The 23,794-nt window shown below is 69.2% G+C and carries 22 protein-coding genes and 1 pseudogene; 12 read left to right on the top strand and 11 right to left on the bottom strand.

Annotation, left to right across the window (positions count from 1 at the left end; genetic code table 11):
* Window positions 1-231 precede the first annotated feature (231 nt).
* The 3 genes from AC16DP_RS27225 to AC16DP_RS27215 all read right to left on the bottom strand — a co-directional run bounded on the left by AC16DP_RS27225 (window position 232) and on the right by AC16DP_RS27215 (window position 3,881).
* A complete protein-coding gene (locus AC16DP_RS27225; RefSeq protein WP_329733180.1) occupies window positions 232-2,022 on the bottom strand; it encodes a serine/threonine protein kinase in 1,791 nt (596 codons plus the stop codon).
* Window positions 2,019-2,870: a DUF2381 family protein gene (locus AC16DP_RS27220; RefSeq protein WP_329733179.1), complete on the bottom strand. Its 852-nt coding sequence runs from the start codon at window positions 2,868-2,870 to the stop codon at window positions 2,019-2,021. The genes AC16DP_RS27225 and AC16DP_RS27220 overlap by 4 nt, the downstream gene beginning before the upstream one ends.
* A gap of 171 nt (window positions 2,871-3,041) precedes the next feature.
* Window positions 3,042-3,881 (bottom strand): hypothetical protein, encoded by an 840-nt coding sequence (locus AC16DP_RS27215; protein WP_329733178.1) that lies wholly within the window; start codon window positions 3,879-3,881, stop codon window positions 3,042-3,044.
* Between the two features lie 298 nt (window positions 3,882-4,179).
* On the opposite strand from AC16DP_RS27215, the gene AC16DP_RS27210 reads away from it, so the two are divergent.
* The gene (locus AC16DP_RS27210; RefSeq protein ID WP_329733177.1) at window positions 4,180-4,596 is read left to right on the top strand and encodes a DUF6209 family protein; all 417 of its coding nucleotides are present in this window, start codon (window positions 4,180-4,182) and stop codon (window positions 4,594-4,596) included.
* On the opposite strand, the gene AC16DP_RS27205 is transcribed toward AC16DP_RS27210, so the two are convergent.
* The 3 genes and pseudogenes from AC16DP_RS27205 to AC16DP_RS27195 all read right to left on the bottom strand — a co-directional run bounded on the left by AC16DP_RS27205 (window position 4,580) and on the right by AC16DP_RS27195 (window position 7,693).
* The gene (locus AC16DP_RS27205; RefSeq protein WP_329733176.1) at window positions 4,580-5,590 is read right to left on the bottom strand and encodes a 3-oxoacyl-ACP synthase III family protein; all 1,011 of its coding nucleotides are present in this window, start codon (window positions 5,588-5,590) and stop codon (window positions 4,580-4,582) included. The two genes, AC16DP_RS27210 and AC16DP_RS27205, sit on opposite strands and share 17 nt — an antisense overlap.
* Before the next feature lie 121 nt (window positions 5,591-5,711).
* A pseudogene (locus tag AC16DP_RS27200) lies at window positions 5,712-5,894 on the bottom strand (hypothetical protein); the annotation flags it as partial.
* Window positions 5,895-6,376: 482 nt separating this feature from the next.
* Complete coding sequence (locus tag AC16DP_RS27195; protein ID WP_329733175.1) at window positions 6,377-7,693, bottom strand: DUF418 domain-containing protein; 1,317 nt, start codon at window positions 7,691-7,693, stop codon at window positions 6,377-6,379.
* Between the two features lie 367 nt (window positions 7,694-8,060).
* Here AC16DP_RS27195 and AC16DP_RS27190 point away from each other — a divergent pair, with 367 nt between their 5' ends.
* Genes AC16DP_RS27190 through AC16DP_RS27175 form a run of 4 tightly spaced genes read left to right on the top strand, consistent with a single transcriptional unit; the run spans window position 8,061 to window position 11,918 of the window.
* Entirely contained in the window at window positions 8,061-8,648 is a 588-nt protein-coding gene (locus AC16DP_RS27190) for an RNA polymerase sigma factor (RefSeq protein ID WP_329733174.1), read from the top strand.
* Window positions 8,645-9,409, top strand: coding sequence for a zf-HC2 domain-containing protein (locus tag AC16DP_RS27185; RefSeq protein WP_329733173.1), 765 nt, complete (start codon window positions 8,645-8,647; stop codon window positions 9,407-9,409). Before AC16DP_RS27190 ends, AC16DP_RS27185 begins: the two co-directional genes overlap by 4 nt.
* A complete protein-coding gene (locus tag AC16DP_RS27180; protein ID WP_329733172.1) occupies window positions 9,406-10,998 on the top strand; it encodes a caspase family protein in 1,593 nt (530 codons plus the stop codon). Before AC16DP_RS27185 ends, AC16DP_RS27180 begins: the two co-directional genes overlap by 4 nt.
* Window positions 10,986-11,918: a hypothetical protein gene (locus tag AC16DP_RS27175; protein ID WP_329733171.1), complete on the top strand. Its 933-nt coding sequence runs from the start codon at window positions 10,986-10,988 to the stop codon at window positions 11,916-11,918. The genes AC16DP_RS27180 and AC16DP_RS27175 overlap by 13 nt, the downstream gene beginning before the upstream one ends.
* Before the next feature lie 83 nt (window positions 11,919-12,001).
* Here AC16DP_RS27175 and AC16DP_RS27170 read toward each other — a convergent pair whose 3' ends face one another.
* The 3 genes from AC16DP_RS27170 to AC16DP_RS27160 form a co-directional block, all read right to left on the bottom strand.
* Complete coding sequence (locus tag AC16DP_RS27170; RefSeq protein WP_329733170.1) at window positions 12,002-13,873, bottom strand: M4 family metallopeptidase; 1,872 nt, start codon at window positions 13,871-13,873, stop codon at window positions 12,002-12,004.
* A gap of 397 nt (window positions 13,874-14,270) precedes the next feature.
* Window positions 14,271-15,371, bottom strand: coding sequence for an AAA family ATPase (locus tag AC16DP_RS27165; RefSeq protein ID WP_329733169.1), 1,101 nt, complete (start codon window positions 15,369-15,371; stop codon window positions 14,271-14,273).
* A gap of 3 nt (window positions 15,372-15,374) precedes the next feature.
* Window positions 15,375-16,202, bottom strand: coding sequence for a polyphosphate kinase 2 family protein (locus tag AC16DP_RS27160; RefSeq protein ID WP_329733168.1), 828 nt, complete (start codon window positions 16,200-16,202; stop codon window positions 15,375-15,377).
* Window positions 16,203-16,299: 97 nt separating this feature from the next.
* Between AC16DP_RS27160 and AC16DP_RS27155 the strand changes: the two genes are divergently transcribed.
* The 7 genes from AC16DP_RS27155 (at window position 16,300) to AC16DP_RS27125 (ending at window position 22,617) form a co-directional block, all read left to right on the top strand.
* Window positions 16,300-17,913, top strand: a complete 1,614-nt coding sequence (locus AC16DP_RS27155) for an adenylate/guanylate cyclase domain-containing protein (RefSeq protein WP_329733167.1) — start codon at window positions 16,300-16,302, stop codon at window positions 17,911-17,913.
* Between the two features lie 116 nt (window positions 17,914-18,029).
* Window positions 18,030-18,362, top strand: a complete 333-nt coding sequence (locus AC16DP_RS27150; RefSeq protein ID WP_329733166.1) for a PadR family transcriptional regulator — start codon at window positions 18,030-18,032, stop codon at window positions 18,360-18,362.
* Between the two features lie 113 nt (window positions 18,363-18,475).
* Entirely contained in the window at window positions 18,476-18,976 is a 501-nt protein-coding gene (locus AC16DP_RS27145; RefSeq protein WP_329733165.1) for an acyl-CoA dehydrogenase family protein, read from the top strand.
* Complete coding sequence (locus tag AC16DP_RS27140; RefSeq protein ID WP_329733164.1) at window positions 18,867-19,247, top strand: acyl-CoA dehydrogenase family protein; 381 nt, start codon at window positions 18,867-18,869, stop codon at window positions 19,245-19,247. The genes AC16DP_RS27145 and AC16DP_RS27140 overlap by 110 nt, the downstream gene beginning before the upstream one ends.
* A 62-nt stretch (window positions 19,248-19,309) precedes the next feature.
* Entirely contained in the window at window positions 19,310-21,349 is a 2,040-nt protein-coding gene (locus tag AC16DP_RS27135; protein ID WP_329733163.1) for an ATP-binding protein, read from the top strand.
* 43 nt (window positions 21,350-21,392) lie between these two features.
* Entirely contained in the window at window positions 21,393-21,863 is a 471-nt protein-coding gene (locus AC16DP_RS27130; protein WP_329733162.1) for an ATP-binding protein, read from the top strand.
* Entirely contained in the window at window positions 21,850-22,617 is a 768-nt protein-coding gene (locus AC16DP_RS27125) for a tRNA(His) guanylyltransferase Thg1 family protein (RefSeq protein WP_329733161.1), read from the top strand. The genes AC16DP_RS27130 and AC16DP_RS27125 overlap by 14 nt, the downstream gene beginning before the upstream one ends.
* A gap of 58 nt (window positions 22,618-22,675) precedes the next feature.
* On the opposite strand, the gene AC16DP_RS27120 is transcribed toward AC16DP_RS27125, so the two are convergent.
* A complete protein-coding gene (locus tag AC16DP_RS27120) occupies window positions 22,676-23,287 on the bottom strand; it encodes a hypothetical protein (protein WP_329733160.1) in 612 nt (203 codons plus the stop codon).
* A 7-nt stretch (window positions 23,288-23,294) separates the two neighbouring features.
* Window positions 23,295-23,702: a hypothetical protein gene (locus tag AC16DP_RS27115; RefSeq protein WP_329733159.1), complete on the bottom strand. Its 408-nt coding sequence runs from the start codon at window positions 23,700-23,702 to the stop codon at window positions 23,295-23,297.
* Window positions 23,703-23,794: the final 92 nt, after the last annotated feature.

The following is a 23,794-nucleotide window of genomic DNA, read 5'->3' as shown; positions in this document are numbered from 1 at the left end:
CGGGCTGCTGGCCCTCCTGGGCCGGGCGCTGACGTAGCGCAGGCTGAGACATAGAGTAGAAGTGCGATACACGCTCGGAGATGCATGGCCAGGTCCTCCAAACAACTCAGGACCTCGAGGGTCCTGGCGGGGCCGCTCGGAGTATGACAGCACGCCCAGACAGCCACGAATCGGCACGTGAGTGGAGCGGCAGGGGGCCAGAGCCGAGAGCGTCACGTCGAGCGGCGGCACCTAATCATCTATGACGACGCGGGGCCGGAACTTGTTGTCGGGGCCCTGGATGTAGGTGAACACGATGGGGAAGTTGAGGATGGCGGCATCGGGGCTCCGGTCCACCTTGGTGGGCTCCACCAGGGCGCCCTCCTGCGGCATGACCGCCCATGTCTCCACCCCGAAGCGATTCCTGTTGTCGTTCAGGGCCGCGCCGCAGAAGGGCACGGGTGGGCCCTCGGGCGTGGGATGGAGCTTGTCGAAGTAGATGTAGACCCGGTCCGGGAACACCTTCGCCTCACCCGTCACCTTGAAGTAGTCCTCGTCGTTCACGATGAGCTCGCCCTGCACCGGCCCGCTCTTGATGTTGACCGTGGCCAGGTGGTGGTCTGGCCCCGCTTCCGTCACGTTCACCAGCTGGACTTCCATGATGGACCGGAGACCCAGCCGGCTGGCCGTCTGGCGGGCCTCGGGTGGGCACTGCGCGAGGAGGGGCTCCATTTCGGGGCGGACGGGCGCGCTCGCGCACCCCAGGAGGTTCGCGGCGGCGGCACAGGCACCCAGCCACGTGCACAGGCTGCTGGCGGGATGGGGCTGCGAGAGGGTGTCGTCGGCTCTGCGGGAGGGTAACAAGGAGTGGTTTCCTTTCTCGGTGGAACCCGCGCCGGAGCACGCCAGCTCGAAGGCAGACACGCACTCCTCGCGGACCAGACTCCACCCTACCCCGAGTAGCCCCGCGGTGACGGCGAGTACCAGGAGTGCCCTCCACCGGAGCCCCGGCTTCCTCGGCTCCTTCTGTGCGTCCGCCGTCTGGCCGGCCGGAGAGGACGTTCCTGGCACCCCGTTCTCATCTGGAAGGGCAGGAGGCGCCTCATCCCGAGCCGCGAAGGCATACGGGCGCGTCCATGGCTCCGAGTCTCCCTCCGCCTCCAGCATCCGCATCAGTTCCTCGTGGACGGCCCGGGCGCTCGGAGGGCGCAGCTCCGGCTTCTTCGCCAGCAGCCGCATCGTCAGGTCATTGAGGACTGGCGGCACCCGCGGGTCGAGCAGGAGGGGCTCTTTCGGGACGACTGACTCGATGGCGAGCAGCAGCTTCGCCTGGGGCAGCCGGGGGCTGAAGGGATGGCAGTCGGTGAGCACCTCGTAGAGCAGGGCACCCAGGCCGTAGAGGTCCATCGCGGGAGTGGCGGAGAGATGCGCTCCCTGCTCCCACTCGCCGTTGATGAGGAAGGTGGCGCACTCGGGAGGCAGGTTGTGGAACGTGGTGGGCGGCAACACCTCTGTCAGCGTGTAGGCCCCGGGCAGGAAGGCCGAGCCGAAGTCGGTGAGGAAGAGCTTCTCGTCCCCCTCCCGGATGAGGAGGTTGTCCGCTTTGAGGTCCCGGTGCACCACGCCGCGCTCGTGCAGCTCCGCGAGCACCCGTGCCACCTCGGCCACCTCCTTCACCTGTCGGCGCAGCGAGGAGTGTGTCTTCCAACGCCACCGGTTGAAGGTGCACCCGGGGATGTACTCGGTGACGACGAAGAAGTAGCCCGAGTCCGCGTCGGGCCAGCGTCCCGTGGCGTAGACCTTCGGCAGGTGGGGATGCCGGAAGTGCCCCAGCACCACCGCCTCGCGGACGGCCCGCTCGTCCACGCGCGACTCGTCCTCGGCGCTCGGCGGCCGCGCCGCCATCTTCATCGAGAAGAAGTGGCCCCCGTGTTCCACGAGGAGGACGGTGGAGAAACCGCCGGAGCCCAGACGGCGGACCACCCGGTAGTGACGCACGCGGTGGCCCGGGCGCAGCTGGTCCGGGTGCAGGGGGCGCTTCATGGGTTCACCTTCAGTTCCTTGACGCGCAATGTCCGGGGGCCGTCTTCCTCCAGGGTCAGTCCCACGCAGCCAGCCCCCTCGGGCATCGGCGTGGTGAAGGTGTGGAACTGATATCGCCCAGAGCTACCCGAGGTGATGCGCACGGGGAGCCCCTCGCCTCGAGGGCACCCGGCCTCCAGCCGGACCCGGACGAGCCGCCAGGGCCTGGAGTGACGGCGGTCGGCTTGGAGGGTGACGGTGACGAAGAGGTATCCCTCCAACTGGAGGGAGGACTCGACCCAGGCCCGGAAGCCGCTGGCCGGCACGGTGGCCGTCTTCATGTCCGGGACACGGAGCGACAGCCTGGGACTGCCGCCTCCTGGTACGTGGCTCGCGAGCAGCTCGCGGGCGACCGCGTCCACCTCGTTTCCGTCCGCCACCGGCTCGGCAAGCACGTGGGCTCGGGCCACCCACGCCTCCGCGTCCACCACCTCCTTCCGGGTGACGAGCGCCAGCGTCAGCGAGACGGGCTCTCCGGCCTCCGTGCGTCCCGTCACGGGCAGCAGCAGGCGTTGCCCCTCCAGCAGGTTCTTCACGGGGGAGAGCACGAGGGAGCGCTCTCCAAACGGAGCGACTTCGACATGCCCCTGCCACTCCGGTCCTGGCAGTGCGCGCGGTTCCACGAGGTCCACGAAGCGGACGCGGGTGACCGTGCCCGAGTCCACGTACAGCACCGGGGGTGCCTCCGGCCGTCCCGCGACGAGCACCGTGCCGCGCCGCGACTCGGGCCCGGTGGCCCGTGCGGGTTGTGCGGCGAGGGTGGTGACGAGAAGGAGCCAGAGCAGGGCTGTCCATGTGCGAGGGCGCACGGGGCCTCCGGGAAGAGGCTCGCACCGTAGAGGAGCCTGCCCGTCCGGACAAGGACTGCTCAACCGGAGCGGTCACTCCGGAGCAGGTCACTTGACGAATCGGTAGGGGGCGTATGGGCCACCCGGGGCATCTCCTTTGGAGGCGCGTGTCCGCGAGCCCATCCGTGCTTCTCAGTCTGGCCGTGAGGGCTCGGGTTCAACCTCGAGATTGATGGTGTATCCATCGGCCATCGACAGGGGGTACAGGGCGCGGCGTTGGACGTTGGCGTGGTTGACCGCGAGGTGGACTGCACCCGCGATCATCACCCATTCGCGATCGGGCGGCTCGGCTTGCGCTTTCAGCCAGGCCTCGGCCATCTCGCGGCTGGCGAATGAGGCCACGGGGATGGGGGGTACATCCTGGACGAGCTCCGCGAGGTAGTACTCCATTGCGGGCCACGGCATGACCTTGCGGTGGTTGATGTCTCGGAGATAGACGGCTTGGTGGTACTGGTCTCCAATCAACACCAAGGCCCTGCTGGGCGGTTCGGACGTGTTTTCCAGCCAGGTTGTTGCCTCTGCCTGCGTTCCAAATGCGGCGATGACGCGCGGCGGAGCGCCGGCTTCGAGTCTCTGCATATGTTCGTCCAAAGCGACGAACTCGCCGTTCAAGACGATGTAATGAAACACGTCGAGGAGAATGCGAATCGGCTCATGGTCATTGGTACAGTTCGGCCCGGCCAGCAACTGATTGAAGAAGCCATGGGTTCTGGCCAGAAGCTCTCGGATGTTCGCGCTACCAGCGGCTCCTGGTTCGTTGGGGGCGAGAGTGCGCGATTCGACCCGTGCCGGGCTATCTGAGGCCAGGTTCTTGCGAAAGTCCTCGAACCGGTAGTGCTGGCCGGTCGCGGAGATGAACGAGAGGGTGTAGCCCGCACACTCCAGGATTCTTTCTCGCTCAGGGGATTGCTCCTCCTTCCAGAGCCTCCCGAGGAGCTTCTGGGCTTCGATGAGTGCATCGTGGATTGGCATCAAAGATGACTCTACCCGCGTATGCTCACGGGCGGTGTTCCTTTCCCTGGACGAGGTGCTCGAACGGCTGGCGCACGATGCCGACGAGCGCCTCGAGTGGCAGGCATCCCACGGCCTTTGATGTCATTCTCCAGTGGTGCGGGACTTCGACATGGACGGGGCGTGCGCGAGCCCTCTGCACGGAGGCGCGCGGATGCCCCATGTCTCCTGGGAAAAAGAGAAAAGTGGAAATTCCTGGAATTTTCTCCACCGCATCCTGGAGAATGCCCGGGCAGTCCTTTCCCCCCAGGAGCTTCTCTTGTCGTCCAGACTCTGTGCGTTCGTCCTCCCCCTGCTGATCGCCACCTCCGCCGCGGCGCAGACCCCGGTCATCTCCTTTCCGGTGAGCGGCCCCTATACGGTCACCGGTACGCTGCGCGCCGGCCAGCCCTTCACCGTCCAGTACGCGCTCGACCGGCTGAAGACGTGCCGCGCGACGTACAGCGGCATGGACACGTGGTTCATCACCGTCGAGTACCGCTTCGACTACGGCACCTTCCAGAGTGCCTATGTGACCACCACGAGCGGGTACAGGCGGGAGCCCGCGCCGGCCACCATCACGGCACCGGTGGGGGCGCGCACCCTCGAGATGCGGTTCAAGAACTGGGACCGCGGGAGCTGCGTCGCCTACGACCCGAGCTCCTGGCCCATCTACACGTTCACGCTCCAGCCGTAGCGGAGCGCTCCAGCAAGGCTCCAGCCCAGGTGAGGCCACTGCCCACCACCGCGAGTGCCACCGCGTCGCCCACCTGGGGGTTGTCCCAGTTCTCCGAGAGCACGGTGGGCGCGCCCGAGGCCCCACAGTTGCCCCGGTGCTCCACATTGTAGAAGTGGTGCGCGTCGGGCACCTCGGTGCGCCGCTGCACCGCCTCCAGCATGCGCAGGTTGGCCTGGTGTCCGATGAGGCTCAGTCCGTCCGGGGTGCGTCCTGGTGAGGCCGCGAGGTAGTGCGCGCGCAACGCCAGGAACGTCTCGCTGGCGCGCTTGATGGCGAAGGCCTGCACCGCGGAGCCCTGCTGGGTGAAGTGGCCGGCGCGGGGCACCTTCACCTTGTCCGCGCCCGAGGGGCTTCCGCCGAGCAGGGTGTGCGTGATGCGCCAGGGGCCGGGGATGCGCGGGCTGATCAGGGCGGCGCTGGTGCCATCGCCCCACAGCACGCAGCTGGAGCGGTCCGCGTAGTCCACCACGCGGGTGGAGTTCTCCGGATTCACCACGAGGATGAAGTCTGGCAGCCGCTCCGGCCGCATCCCGGCGAGGAAGTGCAGCTGCGCGCAGAACGACGAGCAGGCGGCGTTGAGGTCCAGCGAGGGGGCCTCGATGCCCAGTGCCTCGGCGATGCGGCAGGCCTCGGCTGGAATGCACTCGTCGGGCGAGCAACCTCCGGCCACCACCATTCCCACGTCCTTCACGTCGCGCCCCGCGCGCTGGAGGGCCATGAGCGCCGCGCGCCTGCCCGTCTCCGCGTTGGAGTACAGCGCGGCCTCGAGGGCTCCGCGCACGTCCCGGTTGCGGGTCTCGCGGAGGTAGTCGAGCGGCAGCACCGTGTGCCGGGTGCGGATGCCCACCCGCTCGACAATCCATGCGTCGTCCGTCTCCAGGCCGATGTCCTGGAGGAACGCGTTGGTGATGAGGTTCTCCGGGTGGAAGTGTCCGAGCGCGTGGAGGAACATGCGGACCGTCTACCCGCGCCACGTCATCGCTTTGCCACGGCCGCGAGGATTTCCCACGCGAGTCCGGCTCTGACGCGGTGCGCGTACGCCGCGCACCGCGTCATGGCCCGCATGGCTGCTCCTGGAAGGCCAGCGAGCCGGCCATCGTGAACGCCTGCGGCGTGGAGTCGCGCACGTGCGTGCTCCCATCGACCAGATGCACCTCCACGTCCACCATCGGGTAGCCCGCGAGCACGCCTCTCTCCATGGCGCCGGCCACGCCCTTCTCGATGGCCGGGATGAACTCCTTCGGGATGACCCCGCCATTGTTGCGGTAGCGCTCGATTCGAGTGGTGCGAGACATAAAAGACTCCCGTTCCCGCCGGGTGCACGCACCCGCGGGTTGAAGACAGACACTGGTTGAGAGGATTCAGACGCTCGGGAGGCTTCGGGCGCGCACACGCATGCCCGGGAGCGGCCGCTCAGGGACGCTCGGGACGGTGTGAGGACACACGAAGGCCCGGGATGATCAGCGGCGGAACAGAGCCCCTGCGGTACACGGGAACCAGCCAACCCGCGTACCAGGGAACCCGGTCCGCCTGATCAAATGTCGAGCAGAACCTTGTTGCGGGAGCCGAGACGCACGTCCGCCATCGGCGCGAACTCGCGCTTGGACGGCACACCCAGGATGGTGGTGACGGGCCTCATGACGCGAACATAATTAAGACATCAGCGGGAATTGTCAATCCTGAGCAGGCATTGACGCGGGAGGGCCCGGTGCTTCGAGGCGTGCGTCCACCCGCCGGCTCAGGCGTTCGCCATTTCCTTCTTCTCGGCCGTGGAGGCCCGGCGCATGGGCTGGGCCTTGCCGTACGTCAGCGAGCGCGTCACCCACTCGACGGGGCCGAAGCGGAAGCGCGCCAGCCACAGGTGGCTGAAGACGATCTGCAGGGCGAAGAGCACCAGGGTCAGCGCGAACTGCGCCGCGGGGCTCTTCAGTTTCTCCATGAGCCCCAGCCCGTAGCCGTAGAAGAAGAGCACGCCCAGCACCGACGTCAGCAGGTAGTTCGTCAGCCCCATGCGGCCCACGGGGGCGAGCACGGTCAGCCACCGGCGCCACTTGTCGCGCTGGAAGAGCAGGGTGATGCCCGCCGCGTAGGCCGACGCCATGCCCAGCTCTCCCAGGTGGCGCATGGGCCCCATGACGAACGGCAGCCACGGGAGCGATCCGGGTTGGAGGATGTTCCGGATGGAGAGCAGCCACACGACGATGGCCACGCTGCTGGCGGCGAGGCCCAGTCCCAGGCCCCACCCGAGCAGCCGGCGGAAGAAGCGCAGGTGCTGGTGCGCGTCATGGAAGAGGCGGCGGCGCCCCGCCCACAGCCCCAGCAGGAAGCGGCCGGCGATGACGGGCAGGAGGGCGCTGAGATTCCAGAACAGGTCTTCGCAGTAGTACGCCCCGCCCACGCGCACCGTGTCGAGCCAGGAGCCGTGCGAGAACGCCTCCAGCACCCGGGCGCGGAGGGCCAGGCTGTGCTCCATGGCGGCCTTCGCGGCCTCCTCGGTGGCTGGCGAGCCGAGCAGCTCTGTCACCCGCGGGACGATGAGCCAGAGCAGGGGAGCGAGGAAGATGAGCACGGCGGCCCAGACGAGGAGGGTGCGGTCCGTGCGCTTGTGGAACAGCAGCAGGGTGAAGCCCAGCACGGCGTACGTGCTGACGATGTCGCCCTGGAAGAGCAGGAACAGGTGCGCGAGGCCGACGCCCAGCAGCACCACCAGCCGCCGCGCGTAGAGCGGGACGACGGAGGTGCCGCGGCCCTCGGCGCGCTCGAGCTGCACCACGAACCCCAGGCCGAACAGGACCGAGAAGAGGGTGATGAACCGGCCGCCGATCAGCGGACCGAAGGTATGGATGATGACGGCGTCCAGCCCTGACGACTCCCGGTAGAACGTCTTCACCTCGGCGAGCGGGCGGAACATGAGCCCGCTGAACCACAGGTGGACGTTGGCCAGGAAGACGCCGCTCAGCGCGAAACCCCGCAGGGTGTCGAGCAGGACGAGGCGCTCGCCCTCGTCGACGGGACGGGCCTTCAGGGCGGGGGAGGCGGGGGGGGTGGAATCCATGGCGGGGGAGTATCGCAATGCCCGCGCCAGTCCCACGGGGGCCCCTCCCATGTGGGACAGCCATGCCCGCGCCCTGGGGCGTTCCCACTTCTGGGACGGGCCCCTTCAGGACCGGACATGCGCGGCGGCGGGCGCCGGCTCACTCGGGGTGCAGGCGGCCCTACACCCGAGGCGAAACAGCCCGCCCGGAAAATCAACCGTGGGGCTTGCCCGGATATCCGGCCCACGGGTCCAAGGTTTTGGGAGTGCCAGCAGGAGGCCCGCGCCGATGACGATCCTATTGCAGTTACAATCCAGCGGCGGTGGGCCTCGGCTGGGCTGGATCGGGTCTGGTAGAGTGCCCTCCCCCCCATCCCCGACCAACGCTTTGAGCCGAGACGACTCGCAGCAGATCTCCCTGCTCTTCAACCAGCACGGCCCGCGGGTGTACCGCCGGGCGTTGCGGTTGCTGGGCAATCCAGCCGACGCGGAAGAGGCCACGCAGGAGATCTTCATCCGGGCCTTCCGCGCCGCCGGGAACTTCCGGCAGCAGAGCCAGATGACGACCTGGCTCTATCAGATCACCACCAACTACTGCCTGAACCAGATCCGGGACCGCTCGCGCCGCACCCGGTTGCACGAGGAGCACGTGGAGCCCATGGCGGACGACGGCTCGCGGACCGGGCCGGTGAGCCCCGATGACCTCGTGCTGCTGCGCCGGTTGCTCTCGGAGGCCGACGAGCGCCAGGCCGCCGCCGCCGTGTACGTCTTCCTCGACGGCATGTCACACGAGGAGGCGGCCTCGGTGCTGGGCGTGTCCAAGCGCACGGTGGGCAACCTGCTGGAGCGGTTCCAGGAGTGGGTGAACGCGCGGACGGCGGGAGGCTCGGAGGGCACGCCTCCTCCTCCCCCGGCTCCGCCACCGCCGGAACGAAAGACCTCGGGTTTCCTGGGATTGGGAAGGAGGCGCTCATGAAGCCGCCTGACTTCGTCAAGTTGCGCGCGGGAGGGCCGGAGTGCCCCTCCGATTTCACGTTGGATCGTCTCCACGCGGGCGAGCTCCCGCCGGAGGAGGCGCAGCGGACCGAGCGCCATGTGGCGGGCTGTGCCGATTGTGGCGCGCGTCTGGCCGAGCGCCGGGCGGGCTTCGGCGCCATCGACGGCGTGGATCCGCGCGTGATGCTGGGGCGTATCCGCAAGGGGCTGGATGAGCCCGCCCGGGCTTCGAGCTCCGAGCGGCTGCTCGGCTGGGCACGCCGCCTGCTCGCCCCGATGGCGATGGTGGCCACGGCGGCCGTCGTGCTGCTGGTGGTGGTCCCCGGCCAGCAGGGGACGCGGATGAAGGGGGCGCTCGGGCTGCACGTGTTCCGCCTCGTGGGCGACCATGCCGAGGAAGTGGTGAGCGGCGACACGTTCGCGCCGGGCGACCGGCTCCGCTTCAGCGTGGACGTGCCGGCGGAGGGCCACGTGACGGTGCTCGGCGTCGAGGCGTCCGGGGCGCTGTATACGGCGTGGCCGCTGGAGCCCGGAATGCAGACGCGCTTCGAGGAGGGGGACGGCATCGCGCTCCCGGGCGCGGTGTCGCTCGACGCGCAGCCAGGCCGCGAGATGCTCTACCTGGTGCACTGCCCGCTCGAGGTGGGCACACCGGAGTGCACCTCGGGCGGCGCCGGGGAGAAGCCCGTGTGCCCCGAGGGCTGCGCGATGACGCCGTTCATCCTGGAGAAGGGCGGATGAGCCGGGGATGCGTCTTCCTCCTGGGCCTCGTGCTGGCGGTGCTCGTGTCCCCGCTGGCTCAAGCGCTCCCCGAGCACACCTGGGTGGTGGCCATCGGCCATGACCAGGGCGCTCCCAACGAGGTGGGCCTGCTCTTCGCGGAGCAGGACGCCCGGGCCTTCACCGACGTGCTGCGCCAGCACGGGGGCGTCTCGTCGCGGCGGACGATGTTGCTGCTCGGCGATGACGCGGCCTCGGTGCGTCGCGCGCTGCAGGATGTGAACGCCGCCATCCGCGCGCAGGCGGGGGCGGGGCATCCCACCGCGCTCGTCGTCTTCTACTCGGGCCATGCGGATGCGACCGCACTCCATCTCGGGGGAACGGAGCTGCCCCTCGAGGAGCTGAAGACGCTGGTGGCGGGCTCGCCGGCCGGCGTGCGTCTGCTGGTGCTCGATGCCTGCCGCTCCGGCTCGGTGACCCGGGTGAAGGGAGTCAACGCCGCCGAGAGCTTCGACATCTCCCTGAACAACAACATCGCCACCGAGGGGCTGGCCATCCTCACCTCGAGTGCCGCGGGCGAGTCGAGTCAGGAGTCCGATGAGTTGCGTGGCTCGTTCTTCACCCACCACCTGATGAACGCGCTGCGCGGCGCGGCCGACCATGACGACGATGGCAAGGTCACGCTGACCGAGGCGTATGGCTATGCATATACCCAGACACTGCGCTCGAGTGGCCAGACGGTGGCGCTGCAGCACCCCACCTACTCGTGGGAGGTGAAGGGGCGCGGCGAGCTGGTGCTGTCCACTCCGGCGGAGACGCAGGGGAAGATGGGGCGGCTGCGGCTCGGCTCCTCCTCGCTCTACCTCATCCTGGAGGGGCGGCGGGGCGGGCCCGTGGTGGCGGAGGTCTCGCCACAGGGCAATCGCCGGGAGCTGTCCCTTCCCGCGGGCCACTACTTCGTGCAGCAGCGCAGCGCCGATGAGTACCGCGAGTACCAGGTGGCCCTGGCCGCGGGCGCCGTGGCCGACGTGGCCTCGCTGCCCTTCGAGACCGTCCGCTATGACCGGCTGGTGCGCCGCCGCGGTGGCGAGAAGCGCTACACCCATCATGTCGACCTGCTCGGGGGCGCCCAGGGGCAGATGCTCGCGGGAGACGGCATCGCGCCGCAGCTCCGCGTGGGCTATGGGCTCGACTTCGATTGGGGCTCCGTGGGCGTGCGGCTGCGGGGCATGCGGAGCCAGAGCTCCGGGCTGGACGGGTTGCTGCCTCGCACCCATGACGAGCTCGGCCTCGGATTGACGCTCCAGCGTTTCGTCGATTTGCAGCCCGTGAGCCTGGCGTTCGGGCTCTTCGTCGAGGGCGTGTACCACCGGCAGAGTTTCGACACGCAGCGGGTGTCTCCGGACCGGCAGGCGCTGGGCGCGGCCTTTGGCGGAATCCTGTCGGTGGAGCGGCACCTGGGGGCGGGGCTCGCACTGCGCCTCGAGGGCGGGCCGGTGACCGGCCTCTTCCAGCGGGCCGTGATGAAGAACGGGGTGGCGTCGGATGAGCGTGAGCTGGCGACCCCACTGACCTGGTGGGGCGCGGGAGGACTCGTATGGCGCCGGTGAGCACCGAGGGCAGGGCTGCTTCCTCTCTTCTTCGCGGGCTCGTCTGCGTGCTGGCGGGCGCGGCACTCGCCTGCGGAGAGACGCTCGTCGACGAGACGTACTCGGGGACGCCGCTGTTCACGCTGCGGGGACGGGTGGTGGCCCCCTCGGATTATGTCGATGAGGAGGACGCCGAGGTCTTCCTCATGGTGCTGTGGAGCCTGGGCGGTGCGGCGAAGGCGGACAGGCTGGTGCCGCAGCCGGGGACCACCCGCCGCATGGCGTTCTTCCGGTCCTTCGAGATGCACCTGTTCGACGAGCCCGGGCCCGAGCTCCTCTACACCACGCCCTCCGGCGCGCGGTATGGCATCGCGCGGCTCGGGGCGTTCCGGGATGCGAATGGCAATGGGCGGAAGGACGACTCGGAGCCTTTCGAGGGCTACTCCCAGAACGCCTTGATTCGCGTGCCCGTGGCGCTGTCGGGCGGTGATTCACCCACGGGGACTCCCTTGAGCGCGGGGTGGCACCTCGTCTCGACCCCGATGATGTGTCCGTCCTCCATCCGGCCCACGACGCCCGTGGCGGATGGCGAGTGCGGCGTGCCGCTCGGGGCCGGGTGCAAGAGGGACTCGGACTGTGGGGGCGGGGTGTGTGTCCTCAACTTCGTCGGAGAGTGGTCCGGTGGGGCCTGCCTCATCCCGGAGCCTCCGCCGAATGGCTGCCGCCAGAAGGGCTCGGTCCTGCTGCGGGCCCCCGCGCCGGACGCGACGGCCTATTGGATCAAGGCCTGTACGGTGACGGAGGACTGTGGGCGTCTCCATCCCTATCAGTGCGACCAGCAGCTCCGCGGGTGCAGGCCCTCGGCCGAGGTCGTCGTGGACGTCAACGGGCGGGATCCGGCGCGCTCCTTCTGCGTGGAGCAGGGGGCTCCGCCTCAGTAGCGGGGTCGCCCGCGAAACAAAGCCCCCGGGAGGCATGCCTCCCAGGGGCCGTTCAACTCACGTTCCGCTCAGCGTGCTCGGGACTAGTACGCGCCCTTGAGCGAGGTGCTGGAGTAGGAGCTGTAGCCGCGCAGCATCACGTAGTAGCGGCCGGAGGTGGTCTTCGCGGCGAAGGAGCACGTCTCGTTGTTGCCGGAGAGGTACGGGCGGCAGTCGTACGAGCTGGTGCTCGGCGTCGAGCCGAACTTCACGTACATGTCCGCGTCACCCGAGCCGCCGCTCAGCGTGAAGGTCACCGCCCGGCTGGCCGGCACGTCCAGGTGGTAGTACTTCAGCGAGCCCGAGGCACCGGAGATGCCGGTGATCGCCACGTTGTTGGTCAGCGCCGTGGAGGCCGGGGGAGGCGTCGAGGCGCCCACGCCCACCGCCGTCCAGGCCGCCGACACGGAGGCGACCTCGGCCGTGGTGTAGCCCAGCGCCGTCGCGGCCTGCTCCGTGTACGTCTTCGCCTGGGCGAAGGTGGTGGAGGCCGTGAAGAGGTCGCGGTTGGCGCGGTAGAAGATCTGACCGGCCTTCTGGATGCCGATGCCCGTCACCACCGTGCTGGTCATGCCGCGCGGGTGCGTGCCGCCCTGGCTCAGCAGCACGAACGCCAGGTTGGCGATGCCCGAGTTCCAGTGCACGCCGCCGTTGTCGGACGTGCCCGTGTAGCGCGTGGGGTAGTAGTCGTAGGACGAGCCGTCCTGCGTGGGGTTGGCCATGTAGCGGAGCGCGTCACCCGGGGTGTTGGGCGTCCACACGTCATCGCCCACCATCCACACCGCCGCGTCCACCACCCAGCCGCGCTTCCACGACTCGCAGTAGGCGCCGAAGATGTCGCTCATGCCCTCGTTGAGAGCGCCGGACTCGTTGGAGTAGGTGAGGTTGGACTCGGAGCTGGTCACCGCGTGCGTCAGCTCGTGCACCGTCACGTCCAGCGACTTGCCCAGCGGCGCGGACTGCACGCCGTTGCTGTCGCCGTACACCATCTGGCTGCCGTTCCAGAAGGCGTTGGTGTAGTTGGTGCTGTAGTGCACCGTGCTGCGCAGCTGCGCGCCCGCGCCGTTGTACGAGTCACGCGCGAAGTTCACGCTGTAGCAGTCGTAGGTGGTGCCCAGGTGAGCGTAGTTGTCGTCCACGTGGGTGTCGCCCGTGGCCGCGCCACCCTCGGAGCGCCTGAGGGTACCGGGCAGGCTGGTGCCGTTGTTGGCCGAGTACACCGCGCGGTTCTTCGCGGAGTGGATCTCCGTGGTGGTGTCCTCGATGGCGCCGGTCAGCGCGTTGACGAACACGTGGTCACGGATGGGCAGGTCCGCGCCCTCGCCCGTCACCACCACCTCCCAGGCCAGCCGCAGACGGCCGTCCTGCTCGGAGCGGATGTACACCAGGCGGGCATCCCCCTCGGTGGCGATGTGGCGGCCCACCGTGTTGTCCAGGGCGGCGGCCTTGGCGGCCTCGCCGGAGACGCGCGCCTTGGCCGGGACGAGCTCGCCGTCACGCGCCGAGCCGTTGGCCATGAAGATCTTGCCGCTCGGATCCTTGTGGATGATGAGCTCGCCGCCCATCACGGGCAGGCCGTTCTTGGTCTGGCTGTAGCGGATGTGCGAGTTGCCCTGCTCGTCCACGCTGGTGCGCGTCATCACCAGGTCGGCGGTGTCGAGGCGGAAGGCCGCGGCGATGCCCTGCAGGCCGTTCACGTTGTCCAGCGAGCCCTTGAGCATGAAGGGAACGCCATCGTCGTTGGAGCCAACGACCTCGGCGGAGGGCAGCGCGGCGAGCGCGGCGCGCACGTCACCGAGGGAATCGGCGGCCGCGTCGGACTTCGGGGCGCCCTCGGGCAGCTGCGAGTTGTCGACCTCGCACGCGGCGAGGGGAAGCGCGAGCAGCGCGGCGGCAAGGAAACGGGTGCGGATCACGAGATCTCTCCTGACCGACGGCGGGGTGCCATCGGACGGCTCCCGCTAAAGCAGGGAACGCGCCAACCCCGTAAATGCTTGGAACTCCGAAGGTTGCGGCCCCATGTTTAAATTTTGTGGAGCAAGTATGTCACGCCCGCCTGCCTTCCGGATGTAGAGCGTGTTTACACGGAGTAGGAAGAATCACCTGATTTCAATGGTTTGAGACAACTCAATCCGGGGTGTCCTGGATTCGGACAGGAGTGTCCTGGGTCGCGACAGGCCCGCCACCCGGTCTCCGAGTCCGGAAAATACCGTGTCAGGACGCAGGGTCCCTGGCGTCTTTTCCGGCTCCCTGACTCCAAATCCGGGCGTGCGGGGTTCAACTCCCTGGCGGCCTGCCACTTCTTCCTTCTCGTCACTCCGCCTCGTCCGGCTCCACGAGCTCCGTGGCGCCCGAGTCCTTGCGCAGCGGGAGGATGGACGCCCGGGCGTGCTTCTCCAGCGCGGTGGCCAGCTCGTGGGCGTGCGTGGTGACGAACACCTGTCCCTGCCGGCTCGCGGTGGCGATGAGGCGTCCCAGTGGCTCCAGCAGCGAGGGGTGCAGGCTCGTCTCCGGCTCGTTGAGCGCGAGGAAGGGCGGGGGACGGGGCGACAGCAGCGCGGCGAGCAGACAGAGGTAGCGCAGCGTCCCGTCCGACAGCTCCGTGGCTTCCAGCGGGCGCACCAGCCCGGGCATGTGCATGCGGAAGGAGAAGCGCCCATCCTCGCTGTCGAGCTCCAACCGTGAGCCGGGGAAGGCGCTCTCCACGGCCGCGTGCAGCGCGCGGTCATCGCCGATGTCGTCGATGGTCATCAGCGCCGCCGCCAGGTCCCTCCCGTCGTGCGCGAGCGCGGGCGTGCGCACGCCCACCTGCGCGTGACGCAGGGGCGAGTCCGGGTCGGTCCGGAAGTGGTGGTAGAAGCGCCAGCGGAGCAGCTCCGCGCGCAGCGCGCTCAGCAGCGGGAAGCGGTGGGGCTCGGAGAGCTGGGCCAGCACGGACTCGCTGCTCCACAGCTGGGCCGCGAAGGTGGTGCGGTGGCCCTCCGCGTCGCGCGCGAAGACGCTCTGGGACTTGCGCTCGGCCACCACGTGCCGGCGCTTGCCCTCGTGCACCCAGACCGTCTCCTCCTTCACGTCCGGGTCCAGCGAGAAGGGCCCTTGAGGGGGCGGCACCACCCCGCAGGACAATTCGTAGGCCAGGTCCTCCAGCCGCACGCCCACGGTGAGCCGCAGCGGGGCGGACTTCGGCGCGCTCTTCGGACGCGGGCCCGCCCACAGCACGGAGGGCATTCCGCCTTCCTCGGCCAGGGTGCGCGCCAGGGTCCCCTCGGCACCGGCGAGCAGCAGCTGCAACGCGCGGTAGACGTTCGTCTTGCCGCTGCCGTTGGGGCCCACCACCACCGTCACGGGGGCGAGCGGGAAGCGCAGCGCCCGCACCGAGCGGTAGTTCTCGATCCACAGCTCTTGGACGGGCATGGGCTAGCGGCTCTTGCGCCAGGCCTCGAGCTCCGCCTTCTTGCGGACACCCACCTCGTCGAGCCGGTCCTGCCAGGCCTGGCGGTAGGGCCGGAGCGCCTCCACGAGGGAGCGCGCCACCACGAGGTTGCGGTACCACTTCGAGTCCGCGGGGACGAGGGTCCACGGGGCCTTCTTCGTCGAGGTGCGCGAGAGGGCCTCCTCGTAGGCCTGGGTGTAGTCGTCCCAGTGCTCGCGGTCCTCCCAGTCTCCGGCGTTGATCTTCCACGCCTTGCGCGGCTCCTTCTCCCGGTCCACCAGGCGCTGCTCCTGCTCCTCGCGGCTGATGTGGAGGAAGTACTTGAGGATGAGGGTGCCGTGCTCGGAGAGCATCTCCTCGAAGTCGCGGATGTGCCCGTAGCGCTCCTTCCAGAGGGACTCGGGGACGAGCCCGTGCACGCGCACGACGAGCACGTCCTCGTAGTGGGAGCGGTTGAAGATGGCGAGCTCGCCCTTGCGCGGCGCATGGCGGTGGATGCGCCAGAGGAAGTCGTGCTCGCGCTCCTCCTCGGAGGGGACGCCGAAGGAGGTGACGCTGACGCCTCGCGGGTTGAGGAAGCCCGCCACGTGCTTGATGGTGCCGTCCTTGCCGGCCGTGTCGCGGCCCTGCAGGACGATGAGCACCGAGTTCATCTTCGCGCCCCACAGGAGATCCTGCAGATCGAAGAGCTCCTCGCCCAGCGCCTCGAGCTCCCGCTTCGCCGCGTCCCGGTCCGCCTTCTTCGGGGGGGCCGCGGAGATGCCGTCGAGTTTGACCTTCTCGCCCTGCTTGTCGATGGTGATGATGTCCATGCCCACACCTCCCGTTGGCTCCCGTGAGCAGGTTTCCACGGGGCGTGAGGGCTGACAACCCGGACTGTCCACCCGTGGAATGGTAAGGTCCGGCCCCATGCAGCTCATCATGAACCCGGGCGCTCTGGATGAGCAGACGTTCGTGCTTCCCGAGGGCCCCGTCACGATCGGGCGCACGCCGGAGTGCACCGTCTGTGTCGTCCACAAGAGCCTGTCGCGGCGGCATGCGCGGCTGGAACGGGTGGGCGGGCGCATCGTCCTGGAGGACCTGGGCAGCAAGAACGGGACGTTCATCGGCTCGGCCCAGGTGCGGCGCCACGAGCTGCGCGAGGGGGAGAGCTTCCGGTGCGGCCAGGTGTCGTTCCGGCTCGTGCGCACCTCCCCCTCGTTCTCGCGGGAGCCGATGCCGACCCAGGTGCGCTCGCTGCAGACGCGCTTCTCTCCCACCACCATGGGCGAGCTGCTGCGGCCATATGCCGATCCCGAGTCGAACACCGCCCTGAAGATGAAGCCCGTGAGCGGCGACGTCCGGGCCCACAACAAGCTGCAGATCCTCCTCAAGGTGAGCCAGCTGCTCTCCTCACCCGGCTCCATCGACGAGGTGTTGGACCGCGTCCTCCAGCTCGTCTTCCAGATATTGGAGGTGGACCGGGCGGCCATCCTGCTGGTGGAGCCGACCAGTGGGCAGCTGCGTCCGCGGGTGGCCCGTGCGTCGGGCGAGCTGCCCGCGGGGCCCTTCTACAGCCAGCACATCGTCGACTACGTGCGCAAGCACAGCGTGGCGGCGCTCTTCTCGGATGCCCGGAGGGATCCGCGGCTGGGCTCCGCCGACTCGGTGCTGAAGCAGTCCATCTGCGCGTCCATGTGCGTGCCCCTCAAGCCCCGGGACACGGTGATGGGGGTGCTCTACCTGGACAACCTCTCCCGGGCCCATGGCTTCACCCAGGAGGACCTGGAGTTCCTCACCGCCTTCGCCAACCAGGCGGCCATCGCGCTCGACAACTCGCTGCTCCGCCAGCAGCTCGAGGAGGAGGCGGTGATGCGCACCACGTACCTGCGCTTCTTCCCGCCGGCCACCCTCAAGAAGCTGCAGCTCGCGCGCAGCGCCCACCTGGGCGTCATCGAGACGGAGGTGACCATTCTCTTCTCGGACATCAGCCAGTTCACCGCGCTGTCCTCCACGCTCGAGCCCCGGCAGGTGGTGGACCTGCTCAACGAGTACTTCCCGGTGATGGCGGACATCGTCTTCCGGCACGAGGGGACGCTGGAGAAGTACATCGGCGACGCGCTGATGGCGGTGTGGGGGGCGCCCGTCGCGCACCCGGACGACGTGGACCGGGCGGTGCGCGCCGCGGTGGAGATGCAGCGGGCGCTGGCGCGGTTGAACGCGCGCTGGCGGGCCGAGGGCCGGCCCGAGCTGAACATCCACGTGGGCCTGAACACGGGCCGGGTGGCGGCCGGGAACATCGGCTCCGAGCAGTACCTGCAGTACGCCACCATTGGAGATGCCACCAACGTGGCCAGCCGGGTGTGCGCCGCCGCCCGGCCCGGGGAAATCCTCCTCACCGAGGCCACCTTCGAGCGCTGGCGGGAGCGCGCCTTACCCGTCACGCCGCTGCCGCCGCTCCCGGAGCACGGACGGCAGGAGCCGCTGACGCTCCACCGGGTGGAGTGGCGAGGGCCCCTCGGGGAGTCCTCGTACACCGGCTGACGCGCCCCGGGTCCGGGTGCTCCCCTTGACGGCTTAGGGGATGCTGGGGACTCTTCCCTCGACACCTGAGGGGAGCGTGCGCGTCGCTCCCCCGAGCACCTGAGGGGACGAGCGACATGGCGGGCAACTCGCTGGAGTTGATGCAGGGCACGCTGGACGTGCTGATTCTGAAGAGCCTGTCGTGGGGCCCGTTGCACGGGTACGCGGTGGCGGAGGTGGTGAGGGAGCGGAGCGGGGAGGAGCTGAAGGTGGAGGAGGGGGCGCTCTACCCGGCGCTGCACCGGCTGGAGAAGCGGGGCCTCTTGGAGGCGGAGTGGGGCCTGTCGGAGAACAACCGGCGGGCGAAGTTCTACCGGCTCACCTCGGCGGGCCGGGCGCACCTGAGGGCCGAGACGCAGGCGTGGCAGCGCTACGTGGCGGCCGTGTCCCGGGTGCTCGAGGCGGCTTGAGGGCGCCCATGCGCTACCCGGTCACGCCCCCGTCACACCCCCGTTGGTACTCGTTGCTCCACGTCGGACGAGGCGCATGGGGGGACTCCCGCGCCCGCGACGAGGAGTGACGCATGAAGAGCGCTGAGACGACGAAGGTGGTGCGGGCCGCGCGGGACCTGGCTCCGGTGATTGCCGCCCGGGCCGCGGACATCGAGTCGGGACGGCGGTTGCCCTTGGACCTGCTCGCTCCATTCAAACAGGCGGGGTTCTTTCGCGCCTTCGTGCCCCGGAGCCACGGTGGCTTCGAGGTGGACCCGCGGACCGGCTGCGAGGTGCTGGAGACGCTCGCCCGCGCGGATGGGGCGGCCGGCTGGACGACGATGATCGGCATGGAGAGCCCGCACCTCTTCGCGCTCCTGCCGCGCGAGCGCTTCGATGCCATCTACTCGGCCGGTCCGGACGTCATCATGGGCGGGGCCTTCAACGCGCAGGGGCAGGCCGTGGTGGAGCAGGGAGCGGCGCATGTACGCGCGCGTCCCGCTCCTCGAATCTCCCGTCTTCCAGCTCGAGCTCGGCCGCGTGGACACGAGCGTGCGGGCCGCTCACGCGCTCCTGTACGCCACGGCGGATGAGTTCTGGGCCGCGTGCGTGAACGAGCCCGCGTCCGCCGTGCCGCTGGCCCCGCGCCTGTCGGCCGCCCTGGCGTGGGTGACGGAGAATGCCTCGGGTGTAGTGGAAACCTGCTATCGCGCGGGAGGGGCCAGCTCGCTCAAGGAGGGCTCGTCGTTGCAGAGGCGCTTCCGTGACATCTACACCTTCAGGCAGCATGCGGCTGCCGCTGAGGGGTGGTTTGGTCAGGCCGGGGCCTCCCTCCTCGAGCAGCCGACGGGATTCTGGACCTGAGGACGCTCCCTCGAGAGCGCCCGGGGTGCTCGGCTGCTCCATGGAGTGGCGGGGGGGAAGTCGTGACGGACTGGCGGTTGGAAGTGCTCGGGGGAGCGCGGCTCCTGGGGCTGGCGGAGCCCCTGGAGGTGCAGCGTCGTGTGGCGGCGGTGCTGGCGTGGCTGGCGTTGGAGGGGCCCACGCCCAAGTACAGGCTGGCGGGCATGCTGTGGCCCGGCTCCGGCGAGGACACGGCGCGCAACAACATGCGCCAGTTGCTGCGCCGGCTGCGGGTGGCCACCGGGACGGACCTGGTGCTCGGCGGGGACGTGGTCTCCCTCTCCGAGCGGGTGTGCACCGACGCGGTGGAGCTGGAGGCCCATGTCTTCGCGGGCCGTCACGCGCAGGCGTTGTCGCTGGCGGGCTCGCTGCTGGGCACGCTGGACTTCGATGACTGCCCGGACTTCGAGGCGTGGCTGCTCCGGGCCCGCGAGCAGCTCGAGGCCTTGCGGTGCCGTGCCGCCATCGCCGAGGTGGAGGCCCGCGAGCAGCAGGGAGACCTGGCCGGGGCGCTGCACTTCGCCGAGCGGCTGCTGGGGTTGGCGCCCCTGTCGGAGGAGGCCTACCGGCGGTTGATGCGGCTGCACTACCTGCAGGGAGACCGGATGGCGGCGCTCACCCTCTTCGAGCGCTGCCGGAAGATGTTGTTCGAGGAGTACGACGCGGCGCCGCACCCGGACACGCTGGCGCTGGCGCGGGACGTGGAGCGCGGACAGGTGAAGCCCCGCGCCGTGGAGAAGAGGCTGGAGCGGACGCTGCCGCTCTCCGTGCTGCGTCCGCCGGTGCTGGTGGGCCGCGCGCGCGAGTGGGCGCGGATGGAGGCGGCGTGGGGGTCGAGGCAGCTCATGCTGCTGCTGGCCGAGCCGGGCGTGGGCAAGACGCGGCTGGCGCATGACTTCGCGGCGTCGAAGGGGCGCTACCTGGTGTTCTCCGCCCGGCCCGGAGACGCGGAGGTGCCCTACTCCCTGTTCGTGCGGAACATCCGGGAGATCTTCGCCGGGCGGCCCGAGCTGCGGCTGGGCCTGGAGCCATGGATTCGCCGGGAGCTGGCGCGGGTGATGCCCGAGCTCGCCGCGCCCGGGGAGCGGATTCCTCCCGTGCGGGACGAAGGGGAGCGCGTGCGCTGCCTGGACGCCTACAGCGAGGTGCTCCGCCGCTGCACCGAGGGCGTGGACAGCTTCATCACCGATGACCTGCAGTTCGCCGACACCGCGAGCCTGCAGGTGGGGGCCTATGCCCACGCGCGCTTCCACTCGGCCGGCACCTTCCCGCTCATCATCGACTGCTGCCGCAGCGGTGACTTCGGGGGCGAGGCGCTCGCCATGACGAAGCGGCTGGAGGCCGCGGGGCTGGCGATGTTCATGTCCCTGGAGCCGCTCCCGCCGGAGGCGGTGGGTGAGCTGCTGGAGAGCCTGGAGCTGCCCGGGGCGGAGTCGCTCACCCGGGAGATGACGCGCTACACGGGGGGAAATCCCCTCTTCATCACCGAGACGCTCAAGCATCTGGTGGAGTCGGGGAGCCTGGAGCAGGGGTGGCCGGAGCGGCTGCCTCCACCGGGGCGGGTGCGCCCGCTCATCCAGCAGCGCCTGGAGCGGCTGTCCCCGCTGGCGTTGCAGCTGGCGCAGGTGGCGGCGCTGGCGCTCATGGAGTTCAGCCTGGAGCTGGCCGGGGAGGTGCTGGAGGTGAGCCCCCTGTCCTTCGCCGAGCCGCTGCGCGAGCTGGAGGCGGCGCAGATCTTCCGGGGTGAGCACTTCACGCATGACCTGGTGTTCGAGGCGGTGAAGGACTCGATTCCCTCGGCGATGGGGGGCCTGCTGCACCGGCGCCTGGCGCAGCGGTTGGAGGCGAGGCGAGCGGCCCCGGCGCTCATCGCGCAGCACTGGCTGGAGGGAGGGGAGACGCGGCGCGCGGTGCCCTTCCTGCTGGCGGCGGCCCAGGTGGACGAGTCCCACCTGCGCCGGACGGAAGCGGCGACGAACTACGCGCGGGCCGCGTCCATCCTGGAGTCCTCGGGTGAGCTGGAGGAAGCGGCCCGGTGGAGGAGCAGGATTCCCTCGGGGTGACGTCAGAGGCCGGGCGTGCACACCGTCCGGGGAGGGACGTGTCATGGAACTGGTCCTCTTCATTGGATTGCAGGGCTCGGGAAAGAGCAGCTTCTACCGGGAGCGCTTCGCGGGCTCGCACGTGCATGTGAGCAAGGACCTGTGGCCCAACGCGCGCAAGCGGGAGGCCCGGCAGCGCAGGCTCATCGCCGAGGCGCTGGCCCGAGGGGACTCGGTGGTGGTGGACAACACCCATCCGCTCGTGGAGGACCGGGAGCCGCTCATCGCGTTGGGCCGCGAGCACGGGGCGCGGGTGGTGGGCTACGTCTTCGAGTCGGACCTGGAGACGTGCCTGGCGCGCAACGCGGGGCGGGTGGGGAGGGCGCGGGTGGAGGACAAGGCCCTCCACATCACGTACCGGAAGCTGCGGTGGCCCTCGAGCGCCGAGGGATTCGATGCGTTGTTCCACGTGCGGGTCCGCCCCGAGGGCGGCTTCGACGTGAGGGAATGGAGGGAGGGACATGAAGCCGGATGATTTCGAGGCCCGGATGCGGGAGGGCGAGTTCTTCCACTCGCTGCGGCTGCTGAGGGGGGCGTGGTGCGTGCTGAGGGTGGACGGGCGGGGCTTCTCGCGCTTCACGGAGGCGCGTTACGAGAAGCCCTTCGACGCGACGCTGCACCAGCAGATGGTGCGCACGGCCTCGGCGCTGCTGGAGGAGCTGCAGGGCGTCTACGCGTACACGGAGAGCGATGAGATTTCGGTGCTCTTCCGGCCGGACTGGTCGCTGTTCGACCGGGAGGTGGAGAAGCTGGTGTCCATCTCGGCGGGCGTGGCGAGCGCGACCTTCACGCACGTGGCGGGAGTGCCGGCGGTGTTCGACAGCCGGGTGTGGATGGGGGTGAACGAGAGGGAGGTGGTGGACTACTTCCGCTGGAGACAGGCGGACGCGACGCGCTGCGCGTTGCACGGCTGGTGCTACTGGACGCTGCGCAAGGAAGGGCAGAGCGTGGCGCAGGCCTCGCGGGAGCTGCACGGCAAGTCGGTGGGCTTCAAGAACGAGCTGCTCTTCCAGAGAGGCATCAACTTCAACGAGCTGCCGCTCTGGCAGAGGCGGGGCTCGGGCATTTACTGGGAGCAGTACGAGAAGGAGGGGGAGGACCCGCGCAGTGGCCGGAAGGTGAGCACAAAGCGCCGGCGGCTGAAGGTGGACGAGTCCCTCCCGATGAAGGAGGAGTACGACGCCTACGTGCGGGAGCGGATGAACGCCCCCGCCCCCTTCGCTTCATGAACACGACCTCCCGTGTAGCCGACTGATGAGGTGTGTCCACAAGACCGGGGCAGGCTCACTACATGAAGATCCCCGGGGCTGTTTCCAGGGCGGCACGCAGCTCCTCGACTGTCGTCTCCGACTTCTTGGCGATGGTGGGCGCGTGCCAGACCGACGCGACCGTGCCCTGTGGCGGATCGCACACCGTCCTGATCACCGAGTCGAAGGAGCCGGGCCACTCACACCGCGCCAGCTCCGCGGCATGCCGGCGTGCGTCCAGGAAGGTGAAGCACGGCCAGCGCGGCAGTCGAATCGTCGTCATGTCGCAGTTGAAGAACCGGCAACCGTTGAGCTGCGCCTCCGTGAAGTCGCAGTCCTCGACTCCACCGGCCTTCCACCTCTCGTCCACGTCCTCGCGGAAGCCGAAGTCATTGCCGGTAAAGCGACCCTTGAACCGGCACCCCGTCAGCTTCATCGGTGCCCAAGGCAGGCCCGTCAGCTGGCCCTTCGCCTGGATGGTGCAGTTGATGAACTGGCCCGACATAGGCACCAGCGACCGCCCAGCCGCACTGATGATGACAGTGGAGTCGCGCACCGTGAGGTCGGGGCCGAGCCAGTAGATCGGGCCCTTGGCCAGCTCCAGCCGCTCACCGACAATCTCTCGCTTTTCGTAGTGGATGTTGGGAGTCACTCGGGTCTCAGAAGAAGATCATACGAAAGAAGGTGCTCGCCATCCGTCGCCCGTGCAGCGCGAAGTTCGACTCCGTGCCAGACAGGATCTCGTAGTGGTAACTCTGTCCCCCCGGGCCCGTGATGTCGACACCGCGGCTGTTCCACGACAGGCTCGGGAACCGCTGCTTCATCTGCAGCTCCACCCACCGCCCGCGCGCCTGGCGCTCCAGGAGATTCGCGCGGTGCTCGAGACCGCGGCTTCGCACTGCGTCGATGGCCCTACGCTCCTCGTCCCTCAGAAACGCCTGGGACCACTTCGCCGCAAACTCCTTCACCGCCGCCTGCAGCTCGTCGCCCAGCCGGTCCTCCCCCGGGATGTCCCCGTAGCTCTTGCCTCGCGGGAGGACGGCGTCCACATACTGCACCCCCGACATCACTCCCCAGCTCCGAGCAGGTGACGGTGACCTTGCGTGGGCACCCCCTCCAAGGAGTGCGGCTGCCAGTTACTCAGGCCTTTCGTACCCAG

This window comes from Archangium sp. (assembly GCF_057119385.1).
The sequence above is the reverse complement of the archived record's forward strand: the minus strand, read 5'-3'. Positions and strand labels throughout refer to the sequence as shown.

Excerpts from the sequence above, each read along its gene's own strand:
- AC16DP_RS27225 (WP_329733180.1), bottom strand. The coding sequence starts at position 2,022 with ATGAAGCGCCCCCTGCACCCGGACCAGCTGCGCCCGGGCCACCGCGTG.
- AC16DP_RS27215 (WP_329733178.1), bottom strand. The coding sequence starts at position 3,881 with ATGCCAATCCACGATGCACTCATCGAAGCCCAGAAGCTCCTCGGGAGG.
- AC16DP_RS27205 (WP_329733176.1), bottom strand. The coding sequence starts at position 5,590 with ATGTTCCTCCACGCGCTCGGACACTTCCACCCGGAGAACCTCATCACC.
- AC16DP_RS27195 (WP_329733175.1), bottom strand. The coding sequence starts at position 7,693 with ATGGATTCCACCCCCCCCGCCTCCCCCGCCCTGAAGGCCCGTCCCGTC.
- AC16DP_RS27185 (WP_329733173.1), top strand. The coding sequence starts at position 8,645 with ATGAAGCCGCCTGACTTCGTCAAGTTGCGCGCGGGAGGGCCGGAGTGC.
- AC16DP_RS27180 (WP_329733172.1), top strand. The coding sequence starts at position 9,406 with ATGAGCCGGGGATGCGTCTTCCTCCTGGGCCTCGTGCTGGCGGTGCTC.
- AC16DP_RS27175 (WP_329733171.1), top strand. The coding sequence starts at position 10,986 with ATGGCGCCGGTGAGCACCGAGGGCAGGGCTGCTTCCTCTCTTCTTCGC.
- AC16DP_RS27165 (WP_329733169.1), bottom strand. The coding sequence starts at position 15,371 with ATGCCCGTCCAAGAGCTGTGGATCGAGAACTACCGCTCGGTGCGGGCG.
- AC16DP_RS27160 (WP_329733168.1), bottom strand. The coding sequence starts at position 16,202 with ATGGACATCATCACCATCGACAAGCAGGGCGAGAAGGTCAAACTCGAC.
- AC16DP_RS27155 (WP_329733167.1), top strand. The coding sequence starts at position 16,300 with ATGCAGCTCATCATGAACCCGGGCGCTCTGGATGAGCAGACGTTCGTG.
- AC16DP_RS27150 (WP_329733166.1), top strand. The coding sequence starts at position 18,030 with ATGGCGGGCAACTCGCTGGAGTTGATGCAGGGCACGCTGGACGTGCTG.
- AC16DP_RS27145 (WP_329733165.1), top strand. The coding sequence starts at position 18,476 with ATGAAGAGCGCTGAGACGACGAAGGTGGTGCGGGCCGCGCGGGACCTG.
- AC16DP_RS27140 (WP_329733164.1), top strand. The coding sequence starts at position 18,867 with ATGTACGCGCGCGTCCCGCTCCTCGAATCTCCCGTCTTCCAGCTCGAG.
- AC16DP_RS27130 (WP_329733162.1), top strand. The coding sequence starts at position 21,393 with ATGGAACTGGTCCTCTTCATTGGATTGCAGGGCTCGGGAAAGAGCAGC.
- AC16DP_RS27125 (WP_329733161.1), top strand. The coding sequence starts at position 21,850 with ATGAAGCCGGATGATTTCGAGGCCCGGATGCGGGAGGGCGAGTTCTTC.
- AC16DP_RS27115 (WP_329733159.1), bottom strand. The coding sequence starts at position 23,702 with ATGTCGGGGGTGCAGTATGTGGACGCCGTCCTCCCGCGAGGCAAGAGC.